Raw genomic sequence first — 21487 nt, 5'->3', positions numbered from 1 at the left:
CCATTCTTATATAGTAAGTCAAGTCGGATAATTTGTCAATAGTAGGGATGAAAAAAAGATGGTAGGAACAATGGGGAAATTGCTCCTACGCAGAAAAGGTAAGAGATGAACAGATTAAGAAAATCCCATCAAGTCAATTCCACCTGAGAATCATCTCCCAACATAAATCGTAAAGCCTTGGGTCTTTGTGGTGCGGTAGTCAATTGAGCGCGGCGACCAATTAGAGTATCAACAATGCGGTGATTAATATTAACAATTTTCGCCTCGGATAAAATCACGCTATGCTCAATTTCAGCATCAATCAAATTTACAGCATCAGCAATACTGGTATAAGGACCAATAAAACTATTTTCCAGGTGACAATTTTCGCCAATTATGACGGGACCCCTAACAGTACAGTTAATCAACTTAGTTCCCCGACCAATTTTAACTCGTCCAATAATCTGACTTTGGGGGTCAACATCTCCTTCAACATTATAGGTAGAACGTTCATCCAAAATAATCTGATTAGCACTGAGTAAATCATCTTTTTTACCCGTATCTAACCACCAACCATCGAGGGTGCAAGCATCGACTTGCTTATCAGTGTTGATTAGTTGTTGAATCGCATCAGTAATTTCCAACTCTCCCCTAGCGGAAGGCTGAATATTTGCTATAGCCTCATGAATAGTATTATCAAAGAAATAAACCCCGACCAAGGCTAAATTTGAGGGAGGATTTTGGGGTTTTTCTACCAACTGTAATACCCGACCATTATCACCGACAACGGCGACACCGAAAGAGGTGGGATTTTCGACGGGTCGCAGCAAAATCAAACCATCAAGCTGCTTTTGTGTAAACTGTTCCAAAAAGGGAGATAGGGGATTTTGAATTAGGTTATCTCCCAAGTACATAATAAAGGGAGAATTACCCAAAAAAGGCTGGGCAATTTTTACGGCATGAGCGAGACCAGCAGGGGTATCTTGCAAAATATAAGTAATTTTTGCGCCAAATCGATCGCCTTTACCTGTCCAACTTTTAACTTCTTCGCCAGTTTCAGGACTAATAATAATGCCAATATCGGTAATTCCCGCCGCGACAATTCCTTCAATTCCGTACCATAAAATAGGTTTATTAGCGACGGGAACGAGTTGTTTTGCACCAGTATAAGTGAGGGGTCTTAGTCGAGTTCCTTTACCACCAGAAAGAATTAATGCTTTCATGAAAATTCACCTAATTAGGACTGTTTTAGAAAAGTTTTTAACAGGCTAGAAGCCTGTTTTAGTGATGTTTTAGCCTTGGTTAACTAGGGTTTTGAGCATAGTTCGGAGTCCAGACCGCCACTGAGGAGGATGATTTCCCAGGAGGGTGGCTAACTTTTTACCATTCAAAACCGAATAAGCCGGACGACGCGCGGGAGTAGGATATTCAGCGGTTGTAATGGGAATAACCTGTTGAATTTTCAGAGGTAAACCCAATAATTTAGCTTCCTCAAAAATAGCGATCGCAAAATCATACCAACTGGTAACACCACTATTAGTATAATGATAGATACCAGATGTTTCTGAATTTAATTGGGGAATTAACCGGACAATTGCGGTAGCTAAATCTCCTGTCCAAGTGGGAGTCCCCACCTGATCCATGACGACTTTCAACTCTTCTCGTTCCCCACCTAAACGCAGCATAGTTTTGACAAAGTTTCCGGTTCCTCCTGCGCCATAAACCCAGGCGGTGCGAATAATGGCATAATTCGCATCAGTAGCTAAAATGGCTTGTTCTCCGGCTAATTTTGATGCACCATACTGTCCTAATGGGTTAGTGGGGTCGGTTTCGACATAGGGATGACTTTGGGTTCCATCAAAGACATAATCGGTGGAGACGTGAATTAATTTAGCATTAATCCGCTGGCTTTCGGCGGCTAAAATACCGGGTGCTATGCCATTAATAGCGGTGGCTAAATCGGTTTCTGTTTCGGCTTTATCAACGGCTGTATAGGCGGCGGCATTAACGACTATATTGGGTTGAATCTCTGCCATTAATGATGAGATAGCATCAGGTTTAGCTAAATCTAGGGTATCTCGTCCGACGGCGAAAACCTCACCCAGGGGAGTGAGTAAAGGTTGTAATTCTGACCCTAATTGTCCGTTTTTTCCAGTTAGTAAAATACGCATTATTCAAAAATCTCTGCATTGGTCAAAGTGTTGCCATTTTTATCTTTTTCAGATAACTTAGGTTCTAGGGATTCTAGGGGCCATTCAATGGCGATATCTGGGTCATTCCAGAGAAGCGATCGCTCATACTGTGGTGCATAATAATCAGTGGTTTTATAGAGAACCTCAGCTACAGGAGAAGTTACTAAAAAACCATGAGCAAATCCGGGAGGAATCCACAATTGTTGCTTATTTTCAGCACTCAGATAATAGCCTACCCACTGACCAAAAGTTGGGGAACTTTTCCGAATATCTACTGCTACATCAAAAACTTCTCCTAGGACTACCCTAAGTAGTTTACCTTGGGTTTGTTGAATTTGATAATGGAGACCCCGCAACACTCCTTGACTAGACCGAGAATGATTGTCTTGTACAAAGTCTGTGGTTACACCTGTTTTTTCGGTAAATACTTTCTGGTTAAAACTTTCAAAGAAAAAACCGCGATCGTCTCCAAAAACTTTGGGTTCTACCAGGAAAACATCAGGAATTTTCGTGGGAATAACGTTCATTTGACAGTTCCGCAAAATGGCATCAATATCTAGTTTACTATATGGGGGGATATCAAATCATTAAAGTTGAGTAATTTGCACAATTACCTTTCCATTGAGGCGGACAAATTGATGTTTATCTGGGTCATAAACCCAAGCCTTGATTTGTGTTTCTCCGGGTGGTAGAGATTCGGGGGGGAGGGTGGTTGTCCATCTTGATTGTTGGTAGCGATCGCTTTGGAGAATATCGGCTAAGTCAGGACTGTATAAGTTCACATAAGCACTAGCAAAAAATAGCTGTTGGTCGTCTTTAGATAAAAATACTAATTGTGGTTGTTGGTCTCGGTCTGGTAAAATTGCCCAACCTCTGAGAGTTAAGGATTCTGATGATTGAATGACTTGGGGGGAATTAGTATTTATTGGAAAGTCAATATAACCATAGTTTAACTCAGGATGATCGGTGAATTGAAGTTGGTCAGCGAAATTTCTAAAGCCGATATTTTGCAGAGATTCGACACCTTCTTGAATCCACCAAGTCGATCTACTGAGGGGGAGCAAACAACGTTGAGGTGAGTTTTGAAAAAAGGTTGATTGTGAGTCCAAATAGGGAAATAAATATAGACAAGTTTGCGCGGTTTGGCTATAAAATAAATTGGTCTGAACTCTGGCGATCGCATTTCCTGAACTCACCCAAACTAAACAGCATAAAACCCCACAAATAAAGCTATAAATTAAAGTAGGAATAGGCAAGTTAAAACTAGGATATTTCTCAGAAATCCACTGAATACTGAGATAAACTATGGCAATTAGTAATAATGTGCTATGGCTAGTATAGCGAACGGCTGTTAGCGGGTAGTTAGCGCCCAAATCAACTCTTCCCCAGCTCATTAATAGAGATGTTAATAGGGAAAATATTCCCAAAGAAATCCAGGGACTAGCATCTAAAAAAGTTTGAAATTTCCAGTATTTTCCGCTATGATAGTATAGTAAATACAGGAAAAATATCAGAATTACCAACCCCAATAACCAGGAGATTTGGGGAGATTGAACTATGGGTGCAGCCAGAACATTTAACCAGAAATGAATAAAGGTATAAACTCGCTCCCAACCGGAGAGGGTAATAGATAATGGTTCCCGTTGATAACCAATGGCATATAATCCACAGGATAGCAAAAAGAGGAGTAACCAAATAAGCGATCGCTTTCTTTGCTGTGTAGCATTTCCTGGTAGAGAAATTAGGGAAGGGATAACCGCCAACCAGGACACCAAACCTTGGGCGGAGGAAAAACTAGCGATCGCACATAAACCAGCAGCTATCAAGAACTTATAGTGATGATTTAAGGGACTTGGCATGAAGATTAACACCGCGAAAATCAGGCAAAAATTAATCAAAAAAATGGGGATTTGAAACCCCCAAAGCCATTCTTGATTGAGTGAAAAAAACAGGATACAGGTGAGCAAATTAGCCAGATGAAAGAGATAAATATGAGTTACCCCATTCGCCAAAACTGATAATTTATATAACCCCAAAAACGAGATAATTGCCAGACCCAGACTAAAATATAATTCGGCTTTAATATTCCATTGGGAGAGGAAACCCAGACCGATAAAAATCAGTCTAGGAAAGAGAATTCTATGGGTGTTATGGAGAGCAAACAAATCAGCAAAGGTTAAGTTCCCGGTAGCGGTCTTTTCAAATAAACCGGGTAAAACCCACTGGTCAAAGGAAGGCACATCAACAGCAAAGTACCCCACAAAAGCGATCGCACATAGTACAGGAAGGAGATAACAAATCCACAATCCAGGATGAAATTCAAGTAGCGATCGCCGAGGGGTATCAAACATTTAAAGTCAATTAGGCTTATCTCAAGTCAGTGATACTTTCAAACTTACCTGTGAGTCGGCTAAACAGCATTCGCAGAACCGTGCGCTTACCGATATTAACCTTAGTATTGACTGCCATACCAGACTGCAATTTAATCTGAATTTCCTGTCCTGGTATATCTTCATTGAGCATAAAATATTGTCTTTCCAACTTAATATTTGCCCTAAAGGAAAAGAATGGGCGACCTTCTTCTGGAGGAATAGCATTTTGGCTAATCCATATCAACTCACCCGGAACCGTGCCAAACTCATTAGAAGGGAAGGCATCAATATTAACTTCCACCCCAATACACTGCTCATCAGCAATGCCAATTTCCTCTCGTGCCGCCGCCGAAGTAGGACAGATGCAGTCTTTTTCCACCTGACACTCAATCACCTCTCCTGCCACTTCCTTACCATCAAAAGGAGTCAACAACTCCCGTTTCATCCTCAGAGCATTTAACACCAGTGCCATATCACTGTTATTGATATGAACCTCTGCTTTTAAGCCTTCATCATCATCTAAAATCGTGACCAGAGGTTGAGTTTGTTGAGCCTCAAAATAGGCTTCATCACAACGGGAAGGCATAGGATCGCCAGGCCGGAGAATGGAATTGATGACATAGGAGCAAATCTCATCCTGATTCATATCCAAAGCAGCATTAGATTTAGTCGAAGGCTCCAATTCAAAGATAATCCCCGAAGCAGGTGCTCTCAAAACCTGAGTATTTCTCTGTTCCTGCAACTTTTCAATTTGAGACTTAATGTCAGAGATTCTTTTTTCATTCTCCAATCGTGAGCGGCTGAGTTGAGAATCAGAGCTGGCAATTTGTTTATGATTTTCTTGAATACGATTGTAGATATCTCTAGCCCAGGAATCCTTAGTATTTTGCAACTCTTCCTGAGCGCGGGAGATGGAAGCCAGAGTGCGCTGTTCTTCATTTTCCAGGCGTTGAATTTCTGCCCGTTGCTCTTGAATCTCCCGACGGCGCTGGTTAATTTCACCTTGGCGCTGTTCAATTCTATCTTGTTGTCCGATGACTTCATTTTGACTTCTGAGTATTTCCTGTTCCCGCTGTTTGCGTTGCAGGTCAGACATAGCCCCTTGCTCAACCAACGGAGAAATCTGAGCTAAAATCGACTCATTAACACTCAGGAGTTCCTCCGACTTAGATAACTGATTGCCAGCCAAGTTCAACTGCTGTTCCGAATAAGTCAATTGATTTTGTGTATATTCGAGCTTTTCGGTGGCAGCACGCAAAGAATCTCGATTTTGCTGAAGCTGTCTTTCCAGTTCTATAATTTTCAGTTGGCCGGTAGCAACTCTTGATTGATATTCAGCGCGATAGTTAGCCACTAAACCAGCCATAGCCGGGCTAAAACTCATAGCAGTTCCTCGGCCATGGTAAAGTTCGTCCACCAAGGATTGTAGAGTTTGATTTTCTTGACTGCGAGCTTCTCTGTCTCTGATCAAATCTGCTAACTGTGGGGGTAAGTTAGTAGTAATTTGATTATTAACAATGCTCTCATAGAACTCGTTTTCCTTTTCTAGGGTAGCTCGCAAAGTTTCAACCGCGCGCAGATCAGCGCTAGGATTAGTGGGGCTAAAAGTAAGTATAGGCTGATTTCTTTCGACCCGATCGCCATTTTCCACGTGCAAGCGGACCACCGCGCCAGTAGTTGGGGCTTGAATTTCCCTAGCTCCCGATGTCAGGGCCAATTGTCCCATAGCTGGAACCGTTTGCTCAATATTAGCAAAATAAGCCCAAATGACCGATGTGGTGCTTACTAGCATAATCATCCACAGAAACAAGTGGGAGAGGAGGCCAGGTTTTTCTAGGATGACCGGTTGTTCAGAAATAGATGCTGATTTCATAAGTCCTGTTATCTGTTGTTCAATACCAATAGAAAATGCTTAAAAACTCGACTCCTCTACCACCAATGACGTTGACCGCCTTACTGTTGTGCCTCTTGTTGTTGATACAGGCAATAGTAACGTCCTTTGATAGCCATTAACTCATCATGGGTTCCTTGTTCTACAATGGAGCCTTGATCCATCATAATGATAGCATCCGCATTTTTGATAGCGCTGAGGCGGTGGGTAATAAAGAACACGGTCCGATCATGAAATTCTTGACTGAGATTTTGACTAACTAAGCGTTCTGACTGATAATCGAGGGCGCTAGTTGCCTCATCAAGAATCAATAGTCTTGGCTTTTGTAGAACCGTGCGGGCGATCGCAATCCGTTGTCGCTGTCCACCAGAGAGACCCGAACCACGCTCACCCACCACCGTATTGTACCCATTAGGTAAACCCATAATAAACTCATGGGCATCAGCCACCTTAGCTGCTCGGATAATTTCATCCGTACTAGCTTCTGGGTTAGTGAGGGCGATATTTTCCTGTACTGTCCCACTAAATAGCAAAGTATCCTGAAGCACCACCCCAATTTGACGACGGAGGGAATATAGTTCCACCTTATTGATATCGTAATTATCAATTTTAATCCGGCCCGACATAGGTGGATAGAGACGTTCGAGGAGTTTCATCAACGTACTTTTACCGGAACCACTCAACCCCACAATTGCCACAAAGGAGCCGGCCGGGAATTCTAAATTAATATTTGCCAATTGCAAAGGGCCACTGGGTCCAAAACGGAAAGATACCTCTTCAAAGATAACAGAGCCATCAATTTCCGGCATGGGGATATTATTGCGATCGGCTTCGTCAGCTTCAGGAGCCGTATCTAAGACATCTCGCAGACGTTCTACAGACATTCCCACCTCTTGGAAACTTTGCCACACACTGACAAAGCGCAACAGAGATCCGGTCACGTTTCCAGCAATAATTCGGAAGGCAATCAATCCCCCGATAGTCAGTTCATTATTAATCACCAAATAGGCCCCTACCCACAACAGAGCCAAGGCTGAAAGTTTATTCAAAAACCCACTAATGGAGTTAGCCGCGGTCTGGGTGAGAATAGTTTTGAAACTAGAGCTCATATAACGGGCATAGCGTCCCTGCCATTCCCAGCGGGAGGTCAACTCAATATTTTGAGCCTTCACGGTTTGCATACCGTTAAGCACCTCCACCAGATAGGCTTGGGAGTGACCGTACAACTCAGCTTTTCTCCTGAGTAGTCTTTGGATAATGGGGGAGTTGATGATAATAATCAGAGCAAACAGGGGTAGGGGTGCTAAAGCCACTAGAGCCATAGTCACATTCAGATAGAACATGACCGCCACATAAACCACGGAGAACACCGCGTCCAACACTACCGTTAAGGCTGTACCTGTGAGGAAGTTACGGATATTACTGAGTTCCCCCACCCGTGCCATCAAGTCTCCCACCTTGCGGTTATCGAAATAGTTGAGAGGTAGGCGTAATAGGTGGTCAATTACTTCGGAACTGAGTTTAACATCGAGTCGGTTGGTGGTGTCAACAAACAGATATGTTCGCAGCGCAGACAGCAAGGCTTCAAATAGAGCTACCCCCAACATCAAAAATGCCAAAATATTGAGAGCGTCAATGTTGCGCTGTCCCATCACCTTATCGATGATGATCATGGTCAGCAGGGGGTTCACCAAGCCGAAGAGTTGCACAAAGAAGGAGGAGAGCAGGACTTCTACAAATACTCCCCGGTGTTCCATAATGGCTGGAACAAACCACCAGAAGCTGAACTGTTCCTGCTGGTCGCCTTTGGTTTCTTGGAGTAGGAGAACTTGACAGGCTTCTCCGTAAACTTCCACAAACTGGCCAGGGCGCATCCTTACTATCCCTTCTTCTGGGGATGCCATGACCAGTTCTTTTTCACTGATGCTATAAATGATCGCAAAGCTATTGCGCCACGGGATCATCGCGGGAGCCTTCAGTCGGCATAAGGCTTTGGAGGGGACTTGCACTAACTGGGCGGTAATTCCCATCATTTGAGCGATCGCACCACAGGCTTGCAGGGTTAGAGAACCCGCCGTTTCTAGCTGACCTTCAATGATGCGCCTAATTAGTTCTTTGCGGAAATTTACCCGAAAATGCTTACTCAACATATTGAAGCAAGCTAAGGGAGCGTCAACAGTACCCCGTCCCCGCACTAGGGGGAATCTTTGAATTTGTTGGGACGAGTCTAGTTCTGGCTCTGGCGGGGTTTCTGGCGCGGGGATAACATTGGGTAATAATGCTTTTAACCCGTCTTTTGAGGTGTCTTCTTCTGATACTACTTCCGTCCGCGTCGGTGCTGTTCGCAAACCTACCAGTCGCGCTCCCCTCGGTCCTTCGACTTTCAGGCTTTTACCCAAGGTTTCTAAATTGATGCCATTTCCGACGGAGTAATCTCCCACCACTCCGCTACTGACTAACCAGAGACGATTGGCATCTAGTCTGAATTTTAGATCAGAGCCTTTGGTTTGACCGTTTAGCAGGTTAACGACGATCGCATCTGGCCAGTATTCTTTGGTCATTTCTTTGATGTTACCGCCGGAGTTCGCCACCTGTTCCAGGTTTTGGCTCAGTAATTCAAATACTTCTGATATGGCTGCATGGTCTGTAAATGCTTCCGCAAACTGGCGTTCTTTCTCCATTAGTTTCATAAAGACCGCCGCCGGGATGCTTATACAAATCATCTCTGTCGAAGCGATCACTGTTTCGCAGGGAACTCCCCTTAGCAAACCAGCCCATCCCAGGATTTCTTTGGCTCCTAGTAGTTGTAAGCTGGTATGGCGTTGGCTTCTGGAGTCGTATGCTAACAGTCGAGCTTGTCCCTGGTAAATTACTGCTACCTGGGTGGGGAGTTTGTCTCGCTCAAAAATTGGTTGTCCTGTCCGGTAGCTTAATAACTGACATTGCGGTAATATGTCTCGTAGCCCCTTTTCGCTAATGCGATCGAAGGGGCTAATTTCCAGCAGAAATTCCTGGATCTGTAGGTTGGAAACGGCAGATGTGGTCATGATACGGAAGACACCTCAGTATGCAGGGGTTCAAGACAGCCAACTTTGGCTATTTCCTCTCGGAGCCAAGTCTCAAATAGTTCGTCAATTAAATGACGGCGCATGGACTCATCGAGTTGGGCTGGGATAAATTTTTCTAGTCTAATAATTACCATCCATTCTGATAAGGGACGCGGGGGCCACAGTTGTCCCGGTTGACTTACTGCTAACAGTTTACTAATTGCCGGGTGGGGTTGAGCCAAGGATACTGGCCCCATGATTCCACCGGTGCGGGATTCTGGCCCCTCTGAGTATTCCCGTGCCGCTTCGGAAAATTCTTGCTCTCCTTCGGATATGCGAAAATACAATTCGTGGGCTAGTCCGGGATTTTTGGTCCTGATTAAAGAATACACTACATGATCTAAGCTACTTTTCCTGGTGATAAAGTGGCTTTCTACTTTGTTAGTCCACCGTTCACGCTTGAATTTTTCTATTTTAATCGGACGCTCGGCGATCGCCTGAGCTTCCTCTAAGGTTAGTTTATTTAAGTTTAACCAGGCTTTTTGAGCTTCTGGAGAGGTCAGTTGGTGTTGGGCTGCAAATTTTTCCAGCGCCGCCGCTGCTTCCTCTTCTGTACAGGTAATGTCGGCGATCGCTTCGTCTAAAATTACCTCCCGCACAAATTGCACCATCATCTGATAGTGCTTTAGTCGCGAGGGGATCTCCTCTGCCTTAATAATAGTCTCTCCGACTTTGTACACTCCGGTCATTGCTCTCTCCCACTGACTGGGGCTTCCCCCTGAGCCTTTATCGCTTCACTACCCTAGGGCAATGATTGTGTTTACGCAAGTTTTTCATATTATGCACCGATGATAACAGACCTTTTGCCGCTCCTGTCCTGACGAAGCAAAACAAGTTTCGGTTCCGCCTGCCATACCACTGGCTTCCCTAAATTATTGCCTAATATATTCTATATGTTGCATCATCAGACTATATTCACACTCTCCCTTATATACCATTCCCAATCTGTAGCGATCGCGTCAGGAACATTAATTGACTCCACAACATTTCAACATTTTTTTATTTTTGCTATTGACAAATTCTGTGTTTTGTGATACAGCTTACACTTAGTCAGGGTGGTAAGTCCATACCCCGTTATGGCCATTAACCCCAAAACTCGTGACGCGCCAGCCATAATTGGCGCAGTGGCTAGGCGGGGGACACTGGCTGACCGACCCAGCACTAGGTAACCATAGCATACCTGGAAACTCCTTATATATCTGGCTTTGCTAGTGATTCGTGTTTCGGGTTAACTCCCTCCAAGTCTCAGTGATATGGGCTATTAGCGGAAATTTGCATAAAACACGACCATTTTACCTTCCTATATTGTACAAAATTTAATGATAATGTCAAGTCCCTAAAAAATAAAGTTTTCTGACAATAGGATAAAAGGCGCTTTTCGGGAATTGAACTAATCACAATTAACCGGGAATTGGCGATTAATTTAAGGCGTTGTAAAGCAGACTTACGGGATAATTGGCGGTCAAAATTAGGGAGTGTGGTGGCGACCATAAAAAACCCAAACCGCGTGGCGATCGCTCAATATTTCACTGATATCTTGATTAAGGTTCATCAAAGGTCGTTCATCCCATAATTCTAAAGCAATTTTAGCCACATAAACCCAGAGACTGACTTGGGAAGGTGATTCGTCAATATGGCGTTTTAAGTATTTCCATACTCCGCGAGTAAAATTCACATAATCACCCCTATCTTTGTCATCAGTAAAGTGGTAACTAGGGGAGAAAATGAATTTCAGAAAATCCTCAAATAAATCATTAGGAATCACCGCATTATGATAATTTATCCCCAATTGATAAGCCGGCTTATATAGCATAGCAGCCAACCAAGATTGACAACCATTTTGAACAGAAAACCCCTGAGAAACCCGGATTTTTAATGATTCGACAAACTCAGATTCGCTGGGGGTCAATGTCAACTCACGGATACCACTATTAAGGATAATTTTATGCACTTTTCCTTGAACACCATCAGATAATTTTTGCAAGGAAGCAGCCTCAGATTTAAGCCAGAGCATAGCCGTCAGTTTTCGCAGGAGTCGAAGGTGTTGCTGGGTAGGTTGATGATGGGGGTTATGACGATATTGATTAACCAATTCTTCGGCTAAGTTTAGATAATCTTGGGGAGACTTAGACAACAGTTGATAAAAGATATATTCTTTGATATTTAACCCCAAAAACCGATAGTCAGGGTCAATAATCATTTTCCGATATAGTCGGCTATAGTCTCGGATATTCTCACCAGCGATAATATTGAGTTGAGTTTGTTGTTGGCGATGAATTCGCAGGGTAGATAAGGCTTTATCAACAAAGGCTATTTGATAATCTGCCATAATTCTAAACCACATATCTGCATCTAATAATTGATGTAGGTCGGGGTCAAAGCCTCCTAATTGAGCAAAGACATTACGCCGAATTAAAACAGTTGTCGGTTCGCCGATTTTATTTAACCGACCTCGGAAGCATTTAGGGTCTGATAATAATTGGGAACCGGGTTGAATGGTTTTTAAGTTTGACCAGTCTTGATGCAGGTTTTGGGTTCCTTTGTAGGCGGCTTGACATTGGGGATGAGTCTGGGAATTATCATCAAGGATAATATGGCGGCGGGAGAAAACTAAACCAATTTCTGGGTTGGCTTCAGCCATAGCCACGAGTTGTTCTATACAGTTGGGTTCAAGGGTATCATCTTGGAATAGGAATTTAACATATTTTCCTTGAGCTTGGGAAATACAGAAATTGAGGTTATCAACTAAACCATAGTTAATATGGGTGAGGATACGAAAAGGGATAGGTGATGAGACTTGCAAAGATTTGGCGATCGCTATAGTATCATCTATGGAACCATCATCGGCTAGGATGATTTCACAATTACTATAGGTCTGGTTTAAGGCGCTGAGAATTGCTTGTCTAATAAAGGTTTCGCCGTTGTAGGTGGGAATGCAAATACTGACCAAGGGAGGAGTTGTCGTTTCCGGTGACAATTCCATAATGGGAACTGAACGTATATCAGTAAAGTTTTGGGTAGCATTGTGAATAATTTGCAGGCGAGACAAAATGCGATCGCCGATAGTTTGAGGACTTAATTGGGTTCTGATATCGGTAGCTGCTTGCTGACCAATTTGATGAGCAGCTTCTGGGTAGTTAACCACATATTGCATTAACTCAGCTGCCTGTTTAATATTGGGGGCAGCCCACACATTCCCCGGTCGATAGGGTCCGTCTGTTTGGTCAATTAAAACTCGCCGATATTTGACCAAAAAACTATTGGCTAAATTCATAAATTCCGTATTGGAAGAATAGCCAGTAGCTATGACGGGTTTACCATAAAACATAGCTTCCGCCATGGTTAAACCAAAACCCTCGGAACGATGTAGGGAAATATAACAATCACAGTTATAAACTAAACCATTAATTTGTTCCCGTGATAAATAGCCATCAATAATTTGAATGGCTGGACAATTAGCGATCGCTTGAAAAAGGTGATTTCTTTCTTTGGGGAAACGATCAGAGTTAGAACACTTTAAGATTAACACCACATTAGTAGGATGATTTCCGAAAGCGGTTTTAAAGGCTTCTACTACTGCCAAGGGATTTTTGCGTGCTATGCGGCTATAGAAATCAAACATAAATAAAAAGATAAACTTGTCGGGGGGAATTGATAAATTTTCCCGACTTAAATTTACCTCTGGCAGTGACACGGTAGGCATCATTTTAATTACGGGAATTGGCGACACCCGCCGAATAGCAGAGACACAATAATCACTATAAGTCCAGATTTCGTGAAATAGAGAAAATGCCTTAACCCACTCTGGGGGAAACTCTGGTAATTCCCACGCCCAGAAACCGATATTATATCGATTTTTAAAATAGTCAGCACCGACAAGTTGAGCAAATCTCAACACATCATTAGCATTAATTTGAATTAAGTTTATGGGATAAGGATGTGCGGAAGTAAAATTGTCAAAGCTATGATCTTGTTTCCGGTGAGGACTCCCGGTAAAGTTATTAATTGCCACATTTAAGTTAACCGCTTCCATAGCCCTCAAGGTGGCGCGTACTCCTTCACCAATGCCAAATTCTCCATTAACAAAGCCAGCGACATTAACACCTAATTCGGGAGTTATAACTTCCGGTTTTTGGGAAGGTGCGACTGTTTCTAAATTGGCTAAAGTTTGGCTATAACTACGGGAAAACCACAATAATCTTCGTAACTCAGCGGCGTTATATTGAGTGATTTCGGTAAACTCTTCTGGTGGGATAGCCTTCTCGGTTAATAAGTGCAAGGATGAACCGTTAGAGTAAATATTCAAGCCGAAGTTTTGGGCGATTATTTGTAATGATTGGGGTGTGTAAATAGCTATATGCTGTCCTTCCTGGGGTGCATAATACCACCACTGACCAGGGTGAGGATTATGGGGGGGGATAAGTACGGTTGAGAAGAGAATATTTTTAGATAATTTCAGGATCTTGTTGATTTCATCTAGGGGGTTAGCGAAATGTTCAAATACTTCAAAGGCGGTGATGAGTTCATAGGGGTTGTCTGGGTTTAAATTGGCTTCTAACCCGGTGGCTAAAAAATTGGGACAGAAGCTATCATACCAGTCAAATTTAAAGCGGATATCTCGCATGAGGCGGACTAATAAACCATAACCGCCACCATAGTCGAGAAATTGATTATCGGGATTAAAAAATTTGGTGATGATTTGGCTGGTTAGTTGCGCTAACATGAGATTACGGAAAACTAAACCATCGTCGCTGTTAGCAATGGGGTGCTTATAGGCTTCTGGCAACCAGTAGGGATTTTCGGTTTGCACAAATCCGCAATTCTGACATTGAAAATAGTTAACATTATATCTGTTCAAAACTATGGTTTTACCGAAGGGTATCGTAGCGGAGTCACAAATTTTACACTGCATAATTTACCGATTGTATTAATCACAGACGATACTCTACTCCCTGTCAATGGGTTTTGACAAGGGGGAGATCATGGTAAAATGGTGGGAAAGTGTGTCTAATTGCGAATATTTGGGCGCACTATAGCCAACAGGATTATAGTTTAAACAATCATTGGGTGAAGACATTGAATTCGGAATTGTTGAGGGTGTTACCTATAGATGCCCGTGTCATTGTTGAAATTAGCGATCGCCCTAACCCAGATCTGAAGTCAGCCTATCTGCGGAATAACCCAGAATGCCAATATTGGCAGATTTCTCCCCATCAGGACTTGACAAAAAGCACAATTTGTGATTCGATGGGGAGGATAGATGTTTTGGTTTATGGCTGTGTCAATTCTCCGGATCAGGATTTTGGTAAACTGGTCAATGATTACAGTCGCTGGCTGAAACCTAACGGTCAATTTATCGCTGATATTCCTAACAGTCAATATTGGCGGCGGCTAGTTAGTTTACCGTTGGATAAGCCACAGTTGTCGGGTGTAGGTTTAAGTTTACAGGAAATCCGATCGCATTTTAACCAAGCGGGATTATATATCTATGAAGTGCGGACAAAAGGCGATCGCACTTGGGAGTTTAACCAGTTTTTAGAGAGACAGAAATCAGCCAATCCCTCTACTGTTGTCTACCTGAAAGAGTATAGAGCGCAAACGGTAGCGGAAAACTATCTAGTGCGGGGCATCAAGTCGAGTCACCCCCCAAGACGGCTATTAATCCAAACGGCAATCATGGCACCAACTGGGTGCGATCGGATTCGAGTTTTAGACCCCGATCGCTTTAGTGCCACTATTCCTGGAGTCCGCACCTTTTCTTCAGTCAGATCAGCGCGAATTATACCCACTATACCACAGGAAGCCAAAATTTTCATCTGGCAGCGCACCATCATGTCAGCGGGAGAACATCTTTCCGTGCTGAAAAGACTACTACAGGAAAACTATTTAATCATTGCTGAAATTGATGATAACCCCCTACGTCGCCGAGAATATGCAGATCATAATTATTTGAGTTATCGAGGCTGTCACGGTGTCCAAACCTCCACTAAACCTTTGGGAGTATTTCTGCAACAATTTAATCCTAATATAGCAGTTTTTCCTAACCAACTAACCGAAGTTTCCCCCCCACGCCATAATTATGACAACGAGAAAATCAGTCTATTTTTTGGTGCATTAAACCGCGAGAAGGACTGGGAACCCATTATGGCATCTCTAAATAAAGTTTTATCAGCCAATTCCGGTCGAGTCCTGGTGCGAGTAGTTCACGATCGCCAATTTTTTGAAGCCTTAGCCACCGACCAAAAAACCTTTGAACCTTTCTGCCATTATAACCGCTATTTAGAAATTCTGCAAAACTCCGATATCGCCTTACTTCCCCTGACCCCCACACCAGTTAATCTCATGAAATCAGATTTAAAATTCCTAGAATGTGCAGGTAGTGGGGTAGCCGTCCTCGCGAGTCCTACCGTTTATGAATTATCTATTCAGCCGGACAAAACCGGGTTAATTTATCGGACGATCCGAGAATTTGAAACCCAACTCAACCGCCTAATTAATAACCATACCTTACGCCGCCAAATTGCCGAAAATGCCTATAATTGGGTTAAACAAAATCGGCTACTTTGTCACCATTACCAACAGCGTCACCGCTGGTATTTAGAAATGTGCGATCGCCTCCCAGAGTTAAACAGACAACTCCAGCAAAGAGTCCCGGAACTGTTTAATAATCCCTAGAAATAAATCCCCCCATGTCAGTGATATAGGGGGGATAAACTGTTAGATAAACTGTTAACTATCTAACACCCATTTTAACAGGATAGGGTTAACCAACTCCGGTGCTTCATCCTGGGGGCAATGTCCAACCCCCTCCAGAGGAATAAACTGTTTTACTGTGTCAAATTTAGCTAATTCTTGTCCAAGTTTTATCGGTTCCCATGGGTCTTCTGTCCCCCATAAAATTATCGCCGGACAGGGAAGAATGGGGAGTAAATCTTCTGGTAAAGGTCCTTGAGAATAAGTAGTAAAAGCCACAAAAACATCGACAGCATTGGGGTCATTGGCGGGGGTGATAAGCATGGTCACTAATTCATCGGTGACAGCCTCTTTGCGCCGATAAGCCTGTAGGAGGATATTACGGACAGTTTTAGGAGTAGCAAGTTGTCGAAAAAATAGCTGACTAACCCATCGTAAACCTAACACTTTTTGGGCTAATTCTGCACCCATACCCCGATACCAGGGTATTTCTGCCCTTTTGCGATCGTGTAATAGTCGCAGAGAACAATTTAATAAACCTACAGCGATCGCTATTTCTGGGTGAGAGACAGCCGCCTGCATAGCCACAATACAACCAATAGAATTTCCCACTAAAAAAGCCGGACTTCCGACCACCTCCCGACAAAAATCTGCCACTTGATCACCCCAAGTTTCAAAGGTATAAGATAGGCTACTACAGGGTAAAGGTTTAGCTGACCCACCAAACCCTAAAAGGTCGATCGCAAATACCCGACATTGATTAGCTAAAATAGGGATATTTTTGCGCCAGTGTCCCCAACTTGCACCAAACCCATGAATTAATACTACCGCTGGTCCTGTGTCTCCAGCGGCGCTATAACAGATAGGAAATCCTTTCCACAGCCAAGTTTGAGTTTCTACGGTAGTTGTTGTCATGGGAACAGTTAATCTTGAATAATTGATAATCGATAATTATAGCAATCTTCAATGATTAAGAATGGCTAATAGGTAACAGGGAATGGCAGAATTTGGTAATTATGAGGTGATCATTCCCTATCAGACAATTATCAATCATCCATTGTCGATAACTTCTTCGACTTCTTCCATGGTTTCTTCTATGGTTTCTTCTATGGTCGGTTTTTCGATGGGTTTAACAAATAAATTATTAGCCCTAACAAAACAATTGGCGGGAGTTCCGTCAGCTTTTTCTTCAATATATATCCACGGTTTCAAATCAGAATCCAAAGTGACAATAAACCCACCATAACTCAACTTACCAGTAAATACCTCATCAGTCTGTAAACGTTCAACCACCGGAAAATTGATAATGTTAGGAAAACCAGATTTTTCCGGGTTCCATACTTCTTTAATTGATTCAGAACCCATGCGACAATTTAAGCCATTGGGGTCGGGGTCAACTACCTGCCAATATAGGTGACTAGAATTGCCAATATAATCACCATTATCATTAGGTTGTGGTAAAGAAGTATCCGCTAAAACCCCTGCTGTACCAACGCCAAACACTAATCCAGCAATTAGAACTATCATTAACCCCAAAACTGGTAATTTCTTTAACATAATCTTCCTCTGAATATCTGACAAATATTTAGTCATGAATTCCCCCAATACTTGCTCTGGGCTACTCCTAGGGCATATGATCAGATATCAGGCGCAACCCGCGAGGTGGGTGGTCAGCAGAGTGTATGAGATACCTTACTGATTACCCTGAGTCTAACCTTCATCAACCGCCATAGGGATAGGGCGATTTGAGTTGGGGGGAACCCCTAGCAGCACTATCTCATCAAGTCCGGTAAGACCCCACAAGTTTTCCCTTCCCCGGTTGTCTGATATGTTTTTAAAAACTGGTGCGCCTTCCGCCTTTCCAGGGGTTGACGAGAACCCGAATCCGTGATAAGATTGGATATAGTGTTTTATAATTGAGTATAAAACACTAAAAAAATTATGCATATTCCCATTATGTAAAATATTAACCCATGGTCAAGGGATAAGTCAACCTATACCCCCCAAATGATGGGTTTTTTTACAAAAATTTACATATTAGCTGGGCTACTTTGTGGACAAGTGAGGCGTGTGAAATCCCCCAATTAATTTGCTAAAGTGGAGAATATGTTAAGATTCCGAATAATGGTCAACACAGACATTTCCCTGAGCTTTCACGCGCTATCTGACCCCCTACGGATTCAGATTCTAGAACTCTTACGCCACCAGGAATTATGCGTGTGCGAAATCTGCGAAACCTTAGAGGTTAGCCAGTCGAAACTGTCCTTTCATCTCAAAACGCTCAAAGAAGTGGGATTAATCAAAGGACGACAAGAGGGCCGCTGGATATATTATAGCATTAACCTGAGTCAAATGATTATCCTAGAAGAATATCTAGGGGAGTTTCGGCGATTTAGTCCAGTGGTTCCGGCTTTACCTTGCTCAAATTAATCATCATTTTCGGAGTTAGGGGGAGTGACTGGCTGTGATGATTGGGAGGTCAAGGCTTTAAGCGATCGCACTTCTTCCTGTAGTCGTTTAACCTCCTCTAACAATTGTTCATTAGACTGTGATAATTGCTGCGCCTGGCTACTAAGATAAGGGTCACTTTCCCACCAATTAATCCCAATTTCCTTAGCCTTATCTACGGAAGCAATTAATAAACGAATGCGGATACTTAACAATTCCGTAGACCCGACCGAGACGGAAATATCCCCAGCAATAACTATGCCTTTATCCAAAACCCTCTCTAGGATATCCGCGAGGGATGAACCGGAGGTAGACATCGGCACTCCGCGCTGAGGACTAGATGAACGTGATTGTAATGTCATTAATCACCCTCATAAACAACAAACAGGCGATTATCCTGTTGTGTCAAATAACTTTTTCTTAACAGCGAGCGCAAAGCATCAGTAGTTTGCACCCTGTTTAACCCCAAAGCTATCTCAATTTCGGAGACTCGCGCCCCATCAGAGTCTTTGATATAAGTATAGATTTTCTGTTCGGTATCGGAAAGATTATTAGGTACTGATGAAGTGGTCAATTCTTCCCTAGGGGGTAAAGCGATAATCTGGTCATTTTCCAGTCCTGATAAATGGTCAAATATCTGATGAAGTCGGCTTTCTAATTCAGCAATATCTCCAATAGCGCGCGATAAGAGGATATCACGGCAAACCTCTTGAAAATCGGGGTCAATGGGAACAATAGGGATATTATGTTCTTGACATATTCTGGCTAGCATCAAACTAGGTCGCAACCCAGAGGCTTTATCGGCGTTAGTTTGTTGTCTGGCTACCGTCTGAATTTTACTAGGGGCGATCGCATGGGTAGCCTCTCGGAATTGCTGCACTAATGTTACAATAGTTTGGGCTTCTTCCGGTGTAACTGCCACTTTTTGGATGAGGATTTCCTGTTGGGTAGCCTCGTCCGGTTCCGGCATATTCATGGTAATGAGGCGATCAAGTAAAGCATCCTGGGTGCTATAAACGCCACAGTATTCTTCAGGATTAGATGTAAAAATCGCCCGAAAATGGGGGTTAACCCTAATATATTCGGAACGGCTGTTATTGGGAGGCAGCACTAATAGTTTTTCCTCTAAAGCCGATAACAGAACGTTATTGACTTCAGGGCGGGAACGGTTAAACTCATCATAAACGAGGGTAAATCCTTCGCGACAGGCGAGGGTTAAACGGGAATCAATCCAGTTTTGCTTGAGTGAGTCTTCTAATTTAACTACACTGTGGATAAAGTTATCCACCACTTTTTTACGGGTGTAACCAGTTTGATTACCAATCATATCGGAGGACTTGAGTTCATCGTCCCCAAAAATCAACATAATCGGACGATTAAGCAAATCTGCCAAATGTAGGGCGAGGGTAGTTTTTCCGGTTCCCGCTGGTCCGCGCAAATGCACAGAAAACCCTGATTGAAGATACCGCAACGCCCTAACTGTAATTCTTTCAATGGCTGGAGTGTTAACAAATCCTTTAGGAACAGCACGAAGCACAGTGGTCATATTAATGTTAGATTGTAAGCTACCAGGCTAGGGATATTTTAGTCCCGAACCCTATTTTCATTTGATCTGTTGGCATAGTAGGCTTGAACGCTCTGAACAATCCAACCTTGGTTCAGAAGTTATCGCAAAGCATAAACGGTTTGAATGCGATTTAACTGCAAATCCTCCTCAATATCAGTCAATCGTACCCTCGACTGCTGATAAATGTAATCATAAACCCGTTCATCCGGGGTTAGGGGGATGAGGAACAACAGTAGTTGGTTTAGGCTGATTAGGGGGAACTGCTGGTTTTGTTGGTTCAGCAACCACCACAGCGGTAGGTGTTGTTGATTGGGCTGCTGTGGTAGTACTAGGCGCTGATTTAACCGCCTTCGGCTTGGTTTGAGGAACCAATGTTTGACTAGCCTTCGCCTTCTGAGGCGTTGCTGGGGTCGATTTCACCCTTTCACCACCCCAAACTGACTTTTCCCGTTCCCGACGATACTCTTGTAATTGCATCCGAAACTTACCCATATCCTCAAACATGGACTGAATACCTGCTAGGCGTTCGGCTTTCGCCTCTTGGGTTTGCTGTAGCAATTTTTCAGCCATAATGGTGCGGATAATATTGAACTCTTGCAAATCCCCTTGTACCTGCTGGGCGAGTTTTCGGCGACCGGCAGCTCTTTCCTGGTCCTGTTGTTGCCACTGCTGTTGCCATTGAGCAACCGTATCTCGAAGTTCCGCCCGAAAATCCCGTAACTCCTGCGCTAATTCCTCAGCTTTTTCGGCTCGGGACTGGGCGCTCTCCTCCAGAAAGGTAGCAGTTTCTTTCTGAAGCGATCGCACAAACTCTTTTAAATCCTCAGCTAGTTGTTCTGCTTGCTGACGATGGTTATTATGAGCGTCTGCCAAAAAGGCTTGATTTTCTTGTTTTAATTGAGATACAAAAGCCTGTCGATCTTGTTTTTGAGTGATCGCCTGGCTGTATCGTTCTCGTTGCCATAAACTGATCGTCGCCCAAATCTGTTTTTGGCTTTCAGCCAAAACCTGGCGACGCTCTAGGTGGCTTTGTTGCCAATCATCCTGTAACGCCATAGTACTTAAGGATATCCCCCCAGTTGGTGGTTAAGCATCGGACATCTGTGGTTTTCTGTGGTTTTCTGTAGTCTTTCCTGTCAGCCTTACTTTAGGGTTTTCCCTAGAGAATCATATAGCCCCCTGAAACTCAGGCATTGGCTTTCCGACTCAGATTCAGGCTGTAGCTAGATGGACTTAAT

Annotated in this window: 16 protein-coding genes; 2 read left to right on the top strand and 14 right to left on the bottom strand. The window is 43.2% G+C overall.

What is annotated here, in order from left to right; genetic code table 11:
- Nucleotides 1-128: 128 nt before the first annotated feature.
- The 9 genes from XZ46_RS08935 to XZ46_RS08895 form a co-directional block, all read right to left on the bottom strand.
- Entirely contained in the window at nucleotides 129-1202 is a 1074-nt protein-coding gene (locus XZ46_RS08935; protein ID WP_008052768.1) for a glucose-1-phosphate thymidylyltransferase, read from the bottom strand.
- A 69-nt stretch (nucleotides 1203-1271) separates the two neighbouring features.
- On the bottom strand, nucleotides 1272-2150 hold the full coding sequence (gene rfbD, locus XZ46_RS08930) for a dTDP-4-dehydrorhamnose reductase (protein WP_008052767.1): 879 nt from the start codon (nucleotides 2148-2150) through the stop codon (nucleotides 1272-1274).
- Nucleotides 2150-2698, bottom strand: coding sequence for a dTDP-4-dehydrorhamnose 3,5-epimerase (gene rfbC / locus XZ46_RS08925; protein ID WP_008052766.1), 549 nt, complete (start codon nucleotides 2696-2698; stop codon nucleotides 2150-2152). The genes rfbD and rfbC overlap by 1 nt, the downstream gene beginning before the upstream one ends.
- Before the next feature lie 60 nt (nucleotides 2699-2758).
- A complete protein-coding gene (locus tag XZ46_RS08920) occupies nucleotides 2759-4522 on the bottom strand; it encodes a hypothetical protein (RefSeq protein WP_048895017.1) in 1764 nt (587 codons plus the stop codon).
- Nucleotides 4523-4538: 16 nt separating this feature from the next.
- Nucleotides 4539-6416, bottom strand: a complete 1878-nt coding sequence (locus XZ46_RS08915) for an HlyD family secretion protein (RefSeq protein WP_006669752.1) — start codon at nucleotides 6414-6416, stop codon at nucleotides 4539-4541.
- Nucleotides 6417-6496: 80 nt separating this feature from the next.
- Entirely contained in the window at nucleotides 6497-9481 is a 2985-nt protein-coding gene (locus XZ46_RS08910) for an ABC transporter transmembrane domain-containing protein (protein ID WP_008049843.1), read from the bottom strand.
- A complete protein-coding gene (locus XZ46_RS08905; RefSeq protein ID WP_006620373.1) occupies nucleotides 9478-10230 on the bottom strand; it encodes a peptidylprolyl isomerase in 753 nt (250 codons plus the stop codon). Before XZ46_RS08905 ends, XZ46_RS08910 begins: the two co-directional genes overlap by 4 nt.
- Before the next feature lie 556 nt (nucleotides 10231-10786).
- On the bottom strand, nucleotides 10787-11032 hold the full coding sequence (locus XZ46_RS08900) for a hypothetical protein (protein WP_006620374.1): 246 nt from the start codon (nucleotides 11030-11032) through the stop codon (nucleotides 10787-10789).
- The gene (locus XZ46_RS08895) at nucleotides 11010-14453 is read right to left on the bottom strand and encodes a glycosyltransferase (protein WP_048895016.1); all 3444 of its coding nucleotides are present in this window, start codon (nucleotides 14451-14453) and stop codon (nucleotides 11010-11012) included. Before XZ46_RS08895 ends, XZ46_RS08900 begins: the two co-directional genes overlap by 23 nt.
- A gap of 89 nt (nucleotides 14454-14542) precedes the next feature.
- Between XZ46_RS08895 and XZ46_RS08890 the strand changes: the two genes are divergently transcribed.
- The gene (locus XZ46_RS08890) at nucleotides 14543-16216 is read left to right on the top strand and encodes a glycosyltransferase family protein (RefSeq protein WP_008049841.1); all 1674 of its coding nucleotides are present in this window, start codon (nucleotides 14543-14545) and stop codon (nucleotides 16214-16216) included.
- Between the two features lie 54 nt (nucleotides 16217-16270).
- On the opposite strand, the gene XZ46_RS08885 is transcribed toward XZ46_RS08890, so the two are convergent.
- Together XZ46_RS08885 and XZ46_RS08880 are read right to left on the bottom strand one after the other, a co-directional pair.
- Nucleotides 16271-17149: an alpha/beta fold hydrolase gene (locus XZ46_RS08885; RefSeq protein ID WP_006620377.1), complete on the bottom strand. Its 879-nt coding sequence runs from the start codon at nucleotides 17147-17149 to the stop codon at nucleotides 16271-16273.
- Nucleotides 17150-17284: 135 nt separating this feature from the next.
- Nucleotides 17285-17827, bottom strand: a complete 543-nt coding sequence (locus tag XZ46_RS08880; protein ID WP_046320591.1) for a hypothetical protein — start codon at nucleotides 17825-17827, stop codon at nucleotides 17285-17287.
- 531 nt (nucleotides 17828-18358) lie between these two features.
- Between XZ46_RS08880 and XZ46_RS08870 the strand changes: the two genes are divergently transcribed.
- Nucleotides 18359-18664, top strand: coding sequence for an ArsR/SmtB family transcription factor (locus XZ46_RS08870; RefSeq protein ID WP_006620379.1), 306 nt, complete (start codon nucleotides 18359-18361; stop codon nucleotides 18662-18664).
- Here the strand turns inward: XZ46_RS08870 and XZ46_RS08865 are convergent.
- From XZ46_RS08865 to gvpC, 3 genes are all read right to left on the bottom strand, one after another.
- Complete coding sequence (locus XZ46_RS08865) at nucleotides 18661-19044, bottom strand: gas vesicle protein (RefSeq protein WP_006670797.1); 384 nt, start codon at nucleotides 19042-19044, stop codon at nucleotides 18661-18663. The genes XZ46_RS08870 and XZ46_RS08865 overlap by 4 nt on opposite strands.
- Nucleotides 19044-20228 (bottom strand): gas vesicle protein GvpN, encoded by a 1185-nt coding sequence (gene gvpN, locus XZ46_RS08860; protein WP_006620381.1) that lies wholly within the window; start codon nucleotides 20226-20228, stop codon nucleotides 19044-19046. Before gvpN ends, XZ46_RS08865 begins: the two co-directional genes overlap by 1 nt.
- A gap of 222 nt (nucleotides 20229-20450) precedes the next feature.
- The gene (gene gvpC, locus XZ46_RS08855; protein ID WP_008049836.1) at nucleotides 20451-21305 is read right to left on the bottom strand and encodes a gas vesicle protein GvpC; all 855 of its coding nucleotides are present in this window, start codon (nucleotides 21303-21305) and stop codon (nucleotides 20451-20453) included.
- Nucleotides 21306-21487: the final 182 nt, after the last annotated feature.

Origin of the sequence: Limnospira indica PCC 8005 (genome assembly GCF_000973065.1) — a bacterium.
In the GTDB taxonomy this organism is placed as follows: domain Bacteria; phylum Cyanobacteriota; class Cyanobacteriia; order Cyanobacteriales; family Microcoleaceae; genus Limnospira; species Limnospira fusiformis.
This window is presented reverse-complemented; position numbering and strand designations above follow the sequence as displayed.

What these genes read in the sequence shown, in the direction of transcription:
- XZ46_RS08915 (WP_006669752.1), bottom strand. Translation starts at nt 6,416, where the DNA reads ATGAAATCAGCATCTATTTCTGAACAACCGGTCATCCTAGAAAAACCT.
- gvpC (WP_008049836.1), bottom strand. Translation starts at nt 21,305, where the DNA reads ATGGCGTTACAGGATGATTGGCAACAAAGCCACCTAGAGCGTCGCCAG.
- XZ46_RS08910 (WP_008049843.1), bottom strand. Translation starts at nt 9,481, where the DNA reads ATGACCACATCTGCCGTTTCCAACCTACAGATCCAGGAATTTCTGCTG.
- XZ46_RS08920 (WP_048895017.1), bottom strand. Translation starts at nt 4,522, where the DNA reads ATGTTTGATACCCCTCGGCGATCGCTACTTGAATTTCATCCTGGATTG.
- XZ46_RS08905 (WP_006620373.1), bottom strand. Translation starts at nt 10,230, where the DNA reads ATGACCGGAGTGTACAAAGTCGGAGAGACTATTATTAAGGCAGAGGAG.
- gvpN (WP_006620381.1), bottom strand. Translation starts at nt 20,228, where the DNA reads ATGACCACTGTGCTTCGTGCTGTTCCTAAAGGATTTGTTAACACTCCA.
- XZ46_RS08880 (WP_046320591.1), bottom strand. Translation starts at nt 17,827, where the DNA reads ATGACTAAATATTTGTCAGATATTCAGAGGAAGATTATGTTAAAGAAA.
- XZ46_RS08895 (WP_048895016.1), bottom strand. Translation starts at nt 14,453, where the DNA reads ATGCAGTGTAAAATTTGTGACTCCGCTACGATACCCTTCGGTAAAACC.
- XZ46_RS08885 (WP_006620377.1), bottom strand. Translation starts at nt 17,149, where the DNA reads ATGACAACAACTACCGTAGAAACTCAAACTTGGCTGTGGAAAGGATTT.
- rfbC (WP_008052766.1), bottom strand. Translation starts at nt 2,698, where the DNA reads ATGAACGTTATTCCCACGAAAATTCCTGATGTTTTCCTGGTAGAACCC.
- XZ46_RS08870 (WP_006620379.1), top strand. Translation starts at nt 18,359, where the DNA reads ATGGTCAACACAGACATTTCCCTGAGCTTTCACGCGCTATCTGACCCC.
- XZ46_RS08900 (WP_006620374.1), bottom strand. Translation starts at nt 11,032, where the DNA reads ATGGTCGCCACCACACTCCCTAATTTTGACCGCCAATTATCCCGTAAG.
- rfbD (WP_008052767.1), bottom strand. Translation starts at nt 2,150, where the DNA reads ATGCGTATTTTACTAACTGGAAAAAACGGACAATTAGGGTCAGAATTA.
- XZ46_RS08935 (WP_008052768.1), bottom strand. Translation starts at nt 1,202, where the DNA reads ATGAAAGCATTAATTCTTTCTGGTGGTAAAGGAACTCGACTAAGACCC.
- XZ46_RS08865 (WP_006670797.1), bottom strand. Translation starts at nt 19,044, where the DNA reads ATGACATTACAATCACGTTCATCTAGTCCTCAGCGCGGAGTGCCGATG.